General features: G+C 76.9%; 9 protein-coding genes and 1 pseudogene. 6 read left to right on the forward strand and 4 right to left on the reverse strand.

Features of this window, described 5'->3' with window-relative positions:
• Nucleotides 1–711 (forward strand): annotated as a pseudogene (locus tag Q7T67_RS20135) (hypothetical protein); the annotation flags it as partial.
• A 101-nt stretch (nucleotides 712–812) separates the two neighbouring features.
• Entirely contained in the window at nucleotides 813–1,076 is a 264-nt protein-coding gene (locus tag Q7T67_RS20140; protein ID WP_304794196.1) for a hypothetical protein, read from the forward strand.
• Between the two features lie 88 nt (nucleotides 1,077–1,164).
• On the opposite strand, the gene Q7T67_RS20145 is transcribed toward Q7T67_RS20140, so the two are convergent.
• Both Q7T67_RS20145 and Q7T67_RS20150 read right to left on the reverse strand, forming a co-directional pair.
• Entirely contained in the window at nucleotides 1,165–2,031 is an 867-nt protein-coding gene (locus Q7T67_RS20145; protein WP_304794199.1) for an NmrA family NAD(P)-binding protein, read from the reverse strand.
• A 48-nt stretch (nucleotides 2,032–2,079) separates the two neighbouring features.
• Nucleotides 2,080–2,961, reverse strand: a complete 882-nt coding sequence (locus tag Q7T67_RS20150; protein ID WP_304794202.1) for a DUF2804 family protein — start codon at nucleotides 2,959–2,961, stop codon at nucleotides 2,080–2,082.
• Between the two features lie 100 nt (nucleotides 2,962–3,061).
• Here Q7T67_RS20150 and Q7T67_RS20155 point away from each other — a divergent pair, with 100 nt between their 5' ends.
• Nucleotides 3,062–3,790, forward strand: coding sequence for an AzlC family ABC transporter permease (locus Q7T67_RS20155; protein WP_370695432.1), 729 nt, complete (start codon nucleotides 3,062–3,064; stop codon nucleotides 3,788–3,790).
• On the forward strand, nucleotides 3,787–4,098 hold the full coding sequence (locus Q7T67_RS20160; protein ID WP_304794208.1) for an AzlD domain-containing protein: 312 nt from the start codon (nucleotides 3,787–3,789) through the stop codon (nucleotides 4,096–4,098). Before Q7T67_RS20155 ends, Q7T67_RS20160 begins: the two co-directional genes overlap by 4 nt.
• A 6-nt stretch (nucleotides 4,099–4,104) precedes the next feature.
• Here Q7T67_RS20160 and Q7T67_RS20165 read toward each other — a convergent pair whose 3' ends face one another.
• Complete coding sequence (locus tag Q7T67_RS20165; protein WP_304794211.1) at nucleotides 4,105–5,334, reverse strand: glycoside hydrolase family 3 N-terminal domain-containing protein; 1,230 nt, start codon at nucleotides 5,332–5,334, stop codon at nucleotides 4,105–4,107.
• A 65-nt stretch (nucleotides 5,335–5,399) separates the two neighbouring features.
• Between Q7T67_RS20165 and Q7T67_RS20170 the strand changes: the two genes are divergently transcribed.
• Nucleotides 5,400–6,143 (forward strand): hypothetical protein, encoded by a 744-nt coding sequence (locus Q7T67_RS20170; protein WP_304794214.1) that lies wholly within the window; start codon nucleotides 5,400–5,402, stop codon nucleotides 6,141–6,143.
• Between the two features lie 115 nt (nucleotides 6,144–6,258).
• The gene (locus Q7T67_RS20175) at nucleotides 6,259–6,834 is read left to right on the forward strand and encodes a hypothetical protein (RefSeq protein WP_304794218.1); all 576 of its coding nucleotides are present in this window, start codon (nucleotides 6,259–6,261) and stop codon (nucleotides 6,832–6,834) included.
• Between the two features lie 305 nt (nucleotides 6,835–7,139).
• On the opposite strand, the gene Q7T67_RS20180 is transcribed toward Q7T67_RS20175, so the two are convergent.
• On the reverse strand, nucleotides 7,140–7,404 hold a 265-nt coding region (locus tag Q7T67_RS20180), incomplete at its 5' end, for a response regulator transcription factor (protein ID WP_304794220.1).

The following is a 7,404-nucleotide window of genomic DNA, read 5'->3' on the forward strand; positions in this document are numbered from 1 at the left end:
GCCACGGGCCGCGGCGGCGCGCGGCGTCGCCCGCTCGCGGCCGTGGGGTCGCTGGGCGTCGTCGCCGTCGTCCTGGCGGTCGTCCTGGTCCTCGCGCTGGGCGGGTCCGGCCCCGGGTCGACGCCGGCGTTCGGCGCCCCGCTGGTGCTGCGGACCCCGCTGGTCGAGCTGCCCGAGGGGTCGCGCCCGGGGTCGTCGGCCGAGATCTTCATCGGTCCCGACAGCACGAGGATCACCCGCGGAAACCGCATCCCCACCCCGGCGGGCCCGGCCTTCCTCTACGGCGACGAGCGGGGCCGCTGCCTGACCGCCCCCGTGCCCGGGGTCCCCCGACCGCAGTTCGAGCGCGGGGTCACCTGCGTGTCCGGCGCGGACTTCCGCCGCACCGGGATCGCCGGATGGATCGGCGGCGAGGACCGCGCCTCGTACATCGCCGCGGTGCCCCAGGGGGTCCGCAACCCCACCGTCTCGTACTCGGGCGGTCCGCCCCGGGAGCTCGTGCCGTCGGACATCGGCGTGATCACCGTGCAGACGACGGAGCCGACCGTGGTCACCCGCTACGACGTCGACGGACGGCCGATGCGGGACGAGCTGGCGCAGCCGGACACGGGCCCCGCCGAGTCGGTCCGGCCGACGGGCCCGGTCACCACGGTGCGCCCGGGCCCGAGCGGTCCGGTCACGACGGTGAAGCCCACACCGGAGGTCCCGTGAGCGGCGCGGAGCCGCGGTCGGGACGGCGTCCGCGGGGCCGTCCGGGCGGAGCGTCGATCGGGGTTGACGCCGTCGACACGAAGGAGGATGCTGCCCGCCTGATGTCCCGCGCGATCCTCCCGCACGACTCCTTCCACGCCGTCGACGCCCGCCCGCACCGGGTGCGCGAGGACGAGCTGGAGCAGCAGGTCGCCGCGTTGCAGCGCGAGATCGTCGACCTGCAGACGCAGCGCCGGCGCGACATGGCCACCGCCCGCGGCCTCGGCGAGGCGCTGCAGTCGCTGCGCGACGGGACGATGGCGCTGCGGGCGGAGAACGAGGACCTGCGGCGCCGCCTCGCGGGCCACGAGCCGCGGCCCCGCTGAGGCGTCGCACTGGCCCCGCGGGTGGGCCGACGGGCCGGCTCCGTCCGCCGCGGTCGGCCGGGCCGGCCGGCCCCCGAGAGGACCCGCCCTAGCCGCGCAGGTGGGCCCAGCTGCCCGGGTCGGCGCGCAGCAGGTCGCGCAGGCGGAGGGGGTCGTGCCCGGCGATGCGCCGCACGACGTCGGTGACGACGTCGAAGTCCCCCGCCCCGAGCGCCTGGTACGAGGTGACCCAGCCCTCGACCTCGAACGCCTCCGCCCCGAAGTGGGCGCGCGACGCGTAGGCCTCCTCCTCGGTCTCGTCGACGTAGCGGACCGGGCGCCCGGTCTCCTCCGTCAGGACCTCGGCCGCCTCGGCGAGCGACAGGCGCTCGTCGCCGGTGACGTCGTAGGTGGCGCCGTCGTGCGCGGTGGGATCGGCGAGGACCGCGGCCGCGACGTCGGCGACGTCGTCCCGCGAGACGAACGCGGCCCGGCCGTCGCCCGCAGGTCCGGCGATCACGCCGTCCGCCGAGGCGAAGAACGGCACGAAGTCGAGGTACATCGTGTTGCGCAGGAACGTCGTCCGCATCCCGCTGGCCCGCAGGTGCTCCTCGGTGGCGGCGTGGTGCCGGGCGAGCGTGAACGTCGCGTCGTCGGCCGCCCCGAGGAACGACGTGTAGACGACGTGCCCGATCCCGGCCTCCGTCGCGGCGTCGATCGCGGTGCGGTGCTCGTCGACCCGGGTGGCGGACTCGCGCCCCGAGACGAGGAACAGGGTGGCGGCCCCGCGCAGCGCGGCGACCATCCCCGCGTGGTCGTGGTACCCGGCGGCGACGGCCGCCTCCGCACCCTCCAGCCGCGGGGCGCGGGCGACGTCGCGCACGACCAGGCGCTGCTGCAGCCCCCGGTCGGCGAGGCGCCGGGCGACGCGTCCGCCCAGGGCGCCGGTGGATCCGGTGACGGCGATGAGGCTCACCCTGGAACCGTCGCACACGGGCGACCCGTCGTCGGACGGGCGGGGCGGTCACCAGACGGCGACGTGGCGCTCCATCACGCCGAAGCCCTCCGCCAGCACCACGCCGCCCGGGAGCGTCCCGGTGAAGGTCCCGAACGGCTGCTCGTAGCTCGAGCGGACGACGATCAGCCGGTCGCGGCGCTCCCGGGTCGCCTCGGCCGTGAAGGTCAGGTCGACCTGGCCGGGCGCCGCGACCGACCGGCCCGCGCCCCCGACCGACCGGACCGCCGACAGGTCCTGCGCGAAGGTCACCGGTCCGGTGTGGACCGCGCGCCCGTCGACCCAGACGGAGCGCTCGCTGGCTGCGGGGTCGTCGTGGATCCCGTCGACGAGGTTCCAGCCGACCGACCGACCCGCGTCGTCCGTCCCGACGCCCGCGGACCAGCGCCACGAGGTGTGGCGCGGCGGGTAGCCCGCCGAGTCGTCGACCACCCCGACGCCGTCGACGGCGTGCTCGCGACCGTCGACCGCGACCGTGCCGCGCACCGGGACGCCGGCGCGCTTCAGCGTCCACGCGTGACCGGGGCCGTACGGGGTGACGGTCTCCACGGCGTCGACCGCGTCCTCGTCGACGGTGAGGTCGATCCGCACCGCCCCGTCGCCCACGCGGACCCGCCCGGGCTCCAGCGAGACCCCCGCCGCGCGGGGCCGGGTCCGCTCGGTCAGGCGCCGCGCGTCGCGCTCCCAGACCGCCCAGAACGACTGGGTCAGCGGCCCGATCCGCACGAGCCCGACGCAGACCGACAGCTCGGGCCCGTACAGGCCGACGTACCGCCAGCGCTTGCGGACGCGTCCGCCCAGCAGCAGCGGCAGCGGGTCCGGGGGCAGCGGCACGCCGGTCGGGCGATCCGCGGCCCCGAGCAGGCCGCGGTACGGGGCGTCCAGAGGCACGCGCCCAGTCTGTCGGAGCGGCGGGCGACGCACCGGTCCGCGGGGTCGCGGCGCGGCCCGCGACACTGGGACGATCGCCTCGTCCCGTCCATCCACCGCCATCGACCGCACCGCGTTCCGCGAGGGGTTCCGCGCGGGCTCGCCGTTCGCCGCCGCCAGCATCCTCCTGAGCGTCTCGTTCGGCGCGCTCGCCGTCGACGCCGGCTTCCCGGCGCTGGCCGCGATCGCGATGTCGGCCCTCGTGTTCGGCGGGTCGGCCCAGTTCGCCGCGCTCTCGGTGGTCGCCTCCGGTGGCACGCTCGGGGCCGCGCTGGGGACCGCCGCGCTCGCCCACTCGCGGTTCCTGCCGATGGGCATCGCGCTCGGGCCGTCGCTGGCGGGCGGACCGGTCCGCCGCGGCATCGAGGGGCAGGCGCTCGTCGACGCGTCGTGGGCGATGGCGTCCCGGCCGGACGGCACCTTCGACCGGTCGTTCCTCCTGGGCTCGACCCTCGTCCAGTACGTCGCCTGGACCCTCGGCACGGTCGTCGGGGCGATCGGGGGCGGGGCGATCGGCGACACGGACCGCCTCGGGCTCGACGCGGCCTACCCGACGTTCTTCCTCGTGCTGCTGATCCACGAGCTGCGCTCGGGTCGCGGACGCGGCGTGGCGGCGGCCGGCGGCCTGATCGCCCTCGCGCTGATCCCGTTCACGCCGCCCGGGATCCCGGTGATGGCGGCGAGCCTCGCCGCCCTGGTCGGGCTGCGTCGCCGCCCGCCCACGCCGGCCGGCCCGCCGACCGCTCCGGGGCCCGACCCCGGGAGCCCCCACGACGAGGAGCCCCGGTGAGCGTCGACGTCTGGCTGCTCGTCCTCGCGCTGGCCGTGATCGCCGCCGTCATCAAGGGCGCCGGGCCCGTGGCGCTCGGCGGCCGCGACCTGCCGCCGCGGTTCACCGGCGTGGTCGCGCTCCTGGCGCCGGCGCTGCTCGCCGCGCTCGTGGTCGCGGGGGTCGCGGGGCGCGACGGCGAGCTCGGGCTCGGCGTCGAGGCGGTCGGGGTGGCCGCCGGCGGCGCGATCGCGCTGCGCGGCGGGTCGATCCTCCTGTGCGTGGTCGTCGCGGTGGGCGTCACCGCGGTGCTGCGCGCCGTGACGTAGGGCGGCTCAGCCCGTGGGCCGGCAGGTGCGCCCGAGCCGCGTGCGCAGCGCGACCGAGCGCGAGACGGCGGCCTTGACGTCGTCGAGCTTCAGGCGCCCGGCGCGCAGGTCCGACGTCAGGCCCCGCGACGCCGCCAGCGCCGCGTCCGTCGTGCCGCCGTAGAGCAGCAGGTCGACGCCCGCCAGCTTGACCGTGCGCGCGAGCTGGCGCGGCGAGGAGACGCCGGCGAACGCCCCCGCCTCGAGGTCGTCGCTGATCGTGACGCCGCGGAAGCCCAGCCGGCTGCGCAGCTCCCCCAGGACGATCTGCGGCGAGACGACCGCCGGGGCCGGGGAGAACGCGGTGTAGATCGCGTTGGACAGCATCACGAGGTCGGTGCCCGCCTCGATCGCGGTCCGGAACGGCAGCTCGTCCTGCGCCCGCAGCGCCTCGGCGCCCGTCGTGATCCGGGCGCGCGTCTGGTCCGTGTCGGACTGCGCCCGGCCCAGGCCCGGGAAGTGCTTCGCCGTCACGCCGATGCCGCCGCGCCGTGCGCCCGTGGTGAAGGCGCGGGTCGAGCGGGCGACCGTCGCCGCATCGGTCCCGAACGTCCGTCCCTGCTGCTGGATCACGCCGGTCCCGACGTCGGCGACCGGCGCCAGGTTGACGTTCACGCCGGCGGAGCAGAGCGCCAGGGCGCTGTCCTGCCCGGCCTTCTGGACGACGCCGATGCCGCCACGCCCCTGCACGGTGGCGCTCGCGGTCGGCGGCGCGTCGGACAGGCGCCGGACCTGGCCACCCTCCTGATCGGTGAGGACGAGCAGCGGCACGCCGGCCAGCGCCCCGGGACGGGTGATCGACTGCAGGCGCCGCGTCAGCCGACGGGTCGCCGCGACGGTCGACGCGTTCTCCGCGAAGAGGATCACCCCGCCGACCCGACCCGCGCGGATCGCCGAGCGGACCGCCGGCGGGATCTGCCCCGGCGCGGCGTTGCGGAACGGGGTGATGATCGTCTGCCCGACGAGCTGCGTGGCGCTGAGCGAGCCGGCGAGCCGCTCGGCCGCGGTCTCGCGGGGCGCCGCGGCGGTCTCGTCGTCGTCCCCGCCGCACGCGACGGCCCGCAGCACGACGAGCAGCAGGACCAGGCCGACGACCCCGATCAGCACGGCGCGTCGCCGGCGGGCGGCGAGCTCCTCGCCCGGTGGCCGGCGGACGCGACGGCGCACGAACGGATCGTCGGGAGGCGCGGACGACACGGCCCCGAGGCTAGTGGGCCGGGGGGCGCGGCGCACGACCAGGACGAGGCTGAAAGGGTCACGGGATGACCAGGACCGCGCTGGACTACACCGTCGAACTCGACCGGACGGCCGGGGCCGGCCAGGACGAGGAGACGTTCCTGGTGCGCCGCCCCGACGGCACCGAGCAGCGCATCCGCCTGCACGACTACGACCTGGTGTACCCCGTCCCGGGGCTGTACGAGGAGGTCGTGCAGCGCCAGCTGGAGTGCGCGTCGCCGGCCACGATCGTCGCGCGACTGGGCGACGCGGTGAAGGCCGCGGGCGTCGACGCGGGCGACGTGCGCGTGCTCGACGTCGGGGCCGGCAACGGGGTCATCGGCGAGGGCCTGCGCGACGCCGGCTTCCGCGTCCCGGTCGCGTCCGACGCGCTGGTCGAGGCCCGCGAGGCCGCCGAGCGCGACCGCCCCGGCCTCTACGCGGAGTACGTCATCGACGACGGCACCCCCGAGGCCTTCGAGCAGATCGGCGCCGCCGTGCGCCGCCACGAGCTCAACGCGCTGACGTGCGCGGCCGCGCTCGGGCCTGGCCACATCCCGATCGAGCGCCTGATCGGCGTGTGGGGCATGCTCCCGCCCGGCTCGTTCATCGCCCTCACCGCGTCCACCGCGCTCGTCGCCGAGTGGGGCGGCGCCCAGATCGCCCTGAACGCCGTCTCCGGCGAGGACGCCCCGACCGAGGTCGTCCACACGGAGAAGTTCCGCCACCGCCTGCTGATGGACGGCGGCTCCGTCGACTACGACGTGATCGTCGGCCGCAAGCCGGCCTGAGCGGGAAGGGCCGATCCGACGGGGATCGACCGGGACACGGACGGGCGTCGGGACGAAACCCCTGCAGAGGGCGATACTTGATCGCACCCACAGGTCGGGGTGCGATCATCGTCCGATGAGCGACGACGACCGACCCAAGTCCTTCGAGGAGACGCTGCGCTCGATCGCGGCCGAGGTCACGAAGTCCGCCGAGCGGCTGTCGCAGAGCGACCTCGGCGACCTCGAGAAGCTCGCCCGGGCCGGTGGCCTGGATCCCGAGCGCGCCCGTGGCATGGCCGACGAGGCCGGCCAGTGGCTGCGCAAGCAGTTCACCGGCGAGGCCGGGTCCCCCTTCCCCGGCAGCGGCCCCACGGGCACCCCGGCGCCGATGGCCCAGGACTTCGAGCCCGAGGACGTCACGAGCGCCCCGGTCGGCAAGGGCGTCCCCTCGGCGCTGGACCTGCCCACGGCCGAGCAGGGTCAGGCGCTCGCCGCGCTGGACTCCGGCCGCTGGACGGTCGAGCCCGGCGAGGTCGCCCTCGCCACGCAGACCGGTCTGGGCGACCAGCCCCGCAACGCGCACGCCGTCGGTCTGGCGCTGCACGTCCGCGACTGGGTCGACCAGGACGGCCAGCTGACCTCGGCCGGCGGCCACGCGCTGGAGCGCTGGCTCGACGTCTCCGCCGCCTCGCCGGACGACGAGCAGGCGTAGGTCCTGGGGTGGTGGGCCGGGCGCGTCCGCCCGGTCCACCACCCCACGGCGCCCGCCGCGGCGCTGTCCCGCCCCTCGGGCTGCGTCAACCGGCCGATTCGACCGGCCGACGGCTCCGCCCCGCCGGTCCGCGCTCCGCTCCCGGTCGACGGCTCCGCCCCGGGTCCGCGCTCCGCTACCGGACGATGGCTCCGCCCCCGGTCGGCGCTCCGCTCCCGGTCGACGGCTCCGCCCCGGGTCCGCGCTCCGCTACCGGTCGACGGCTCCGCCCCCGGTCGGCATCTCGCGCCGACCGGCCCGGCTGATCAGCCCGCGCCGCCGCCGGCCAGCCCGTGCTCGTAGGCGTAGTGCACGGCCTGTGCCCGGTCGCGCGAGCCGGTCTTCGCGAAGACGTGGTTGACGTGGGTCTTGACCGTCGCCTCGCTCACGACCAGGGTCGCGGCGATCTCCCGGTTGGAGAGGCCGGCGGCGATCAGCCGGAGCACCTCGCCCTCCCGGGCGGTCAGGTCGTCGGGCAGCGACGCCGGGCGCTCGGCCGCCGCAGGGTCGCCGGCCGCCCGCGGGGGCGGA

The organism is Patulibacter sp. (assembly GCF_030655195.1).
In the GTDB taxonomy this organism is placed as follows: domain Bacteria; phylum Actinomycetota; class Thermoleophilia; order Solirubrobacterales; family Solirubrobacteraceae; genus Patulibacter.

Excerpts from the sequence above, each read along its gene's own strand:
- Q7T67_RS20175 (WP_304794218.1), top strand. The coding sequence starts at position 6,259 with ATGAGCGACGACGACCGACCCAAGTCCTTCGAGGAGACGCTGCGCTCG.
- Q7T67_RS20170 (WP_304794214.1), top strand. The coding sequence starts at position 5,400 with ATGACCAGGACCGCGCTGGACTACACCGTCGAACTCGACCGGACGGCC.
- Q7T67_RS20140 (WP_304794196.1), top strand. The coding sequence starts at position 813 with ATGTCCCGCGCGATCCTCCCGCACGACTCCTTCCACGCCGTCGACGCC.